This is a genomic window from Streptococcus sp. HMSC066F01 (assembly GCF_001837335.1).
Taxonomy (GTDB): Bacteria; Bacillota; Bacilli; order Lactobacillales; family Streptococcaceae; genus Streptococcus; species Streptococcus oralis_S.
In genome coordinates this window covers 1,207-1,600 of sequence record NZ_KV832090.1, presented here as the reverse complement: position 1 = coordinate 1,600, position 394 = coordinate 1,207, and the positions used below count along the sequence as shown (strand labels likewise).

The following is a 394-nucleotide window of genomic DNA, read 5'->3' as shown; positions in this document are numbered from 1 at the left end:
TTACCAGACAGAATTAGCTCGAGTACAAAAAGCTAATGCGGAAGCTAAAGAGGCTTATGATAAAGCAGTAAAAGAAAACACAGCTAAAAACGAAGCGCTTAAAGCTGAAAATGAAGCGATTAAACAGCGTAATGAAACTGCAAAAGCAACTTATGAAGCGGCGATGAAGCAGTATGAAGCAGACCTTGCAGCTATTAAGAAAGCCAAGGAAGATAATGATGCTGATTATCAAGCAAAATTAGCAGCTTACCAGACAGAATTAGCTCGAGTACAAAAAGCTAATGCGGAAGCTAAAGCAGCCTATGAAAAAGCTGTTGAAGAAAACACAGCTAAAAATACAGCCATTCAAGCTGAAAATGAAGCGATTAAGCAACGAAACGCCACTGCAAAATCG

At 39.1% G+C, this 394-nt stretch carries 1 protein-coding gene; it reads left to right on the top strand.

Features of this window, described 5'->3' with window-relative positions; translation table 11 throughout:
* Window positions 1-394 (top strand): hypothetical protein (locus HMPREF2655_RS10550; RefSeq protein WP_142352113.1); only part of this gene is annotated, 394 nt, incomplete at both ends.